Here is a 1489-nt window from a genome sequence, read left to right on the forward strand (position 1 = left end):
CAATACGGTTCAGTTAAGCCTCAAAGCGTTATAAACTAGGTGTTGTTTCCGAAAATGGAAATCAAGTAAGGTGCATCTCAAAGAATTCTGCTTGGTGTCTCCCAAGATACAAAGTACTGAGATATTCAAAGCAATAGAAGCAGCTATCCCAGCAACTGTAATCGAACAAGCGATCGCTAAGACTAAAGTAGAAGAGGAACGTCATCGTTCGTTACCAGCACATCTGGTCATTTGTCTAATAATAGCAATGAGCCTGTGGTCGAGAGATTCAATGCGGGATGTACTAAAAAATCTCATTGATGGTCTTTCAGAGGCATGGGTAAAAGTTGGTAAATATTGGCGTGTCCCGTGTAAATCAGCTATCACTCAAGCGCGAGCCTGCGATTGGGGGCAGGAGTGATGAGACAGTTGTTTCATCAGTTGGTACAACCAATGGCAACGAAGGAAACAATAGGAGCTTTTTTAAATGGATTACGAATTGTAGTGATTGATGGAACCTGCCTAGATATCCCAGATAGCGATAAAAATGCAAGGGTTTTTGGTCGTCCTGGTAGTCGTCCTGGTACACGAGCCGCATTTCCCAAAGTTAGATTAGTTATTTTGGTAGAGGCAGGAACACATCTAATTTTCGATGCATTAATGTGCCCATATAAAATTGGAGAGCGAGTCAGGTCACTAAAACTATTGCGCTCGGTAACATCAGGCATGTTGTTGATGTGGGATAGAGGCTTGCATTCTTACGCGATGGTACAAGCAACGGTAAGTAAGGGTTGTGATTATTTAGGAAGAATCCCTGCCAATGTTAAATTTTTAAACGAAGAAGCTTTAGAGGATGGTTCGTATTTAAGTTATATTTATCCATCTGGCAAATTAAGAAAAAAAGGTTTTAAGCCAATACGAGTACGAGTTATTGAATACACAATTGAGAATCCTGATAACCCAGAAGAACAAATCAAATATCGTTTAATTACGAGCTTATTAGACATTGAAAAATTAAGCGCCCAGTTACTAGCTTGTGAGTACCATCAACGTTGGGAAGTAGAGAATACGATTGATGAACTTAAAGTACATCTTTTAGGACGCAAAACTCATATTCGTTCTCAAAAGCCACGGGAGGTGGTGCAAGAAGTTTACGGTTTATTATTAGGGCCTAATCGCTATTCGGTTGCTAATTTTTCAGGCTGCTTGCAGCGCAGATGTTTCACCCTTACGTCTAAGTTTTACGGGAACATTACGAGTTGTTCGTCGTGCCCTTCCAAAATTTCAGCGTCTACAACTACAAGAGCTCCCCTTTTTTTGAGTTGGTTAACTGTGGAAATTCTCGACCAACTTCTACCCGAAAGGGTTCATAGAAACAACCCAAGGGTTGTGAAAAAGCCTGTATCAAAATTTCGCTCGAAAAAAGTTAAGCACAGAGGTACTGGAACAATAACCAATCCTCCTGTGTTTGTTATTTCAAGCACTGCATAGCCTTAACTGAACCGTATTG

The 1489-nt window shown here is 40.6% G+C and carries 1 pseudogene; it reads left to right on the forward strand.

Features of this window, described 5'->3' with window-relative positions:
• Nucleotides 1–160: 160 nt before the first annotated feature.
• Nucleotides 161–1300, forward strand: a pseudogene (locus tag AABK37_RS41305) (IS4 family transposase).
• The last annotated feature ends 189 nt before the right edge of the window (nucleotides 1301–1489 follow it).

This window comes from Tolypothrix sp. VBCCA 56010 (assembly GCF_050875635.1).
Classification (GTDB): Bacteria; Cyanobacteriota; Cyanobacteriia; order Cyanobacteriales; family Nostocaceae; genus Hassallia.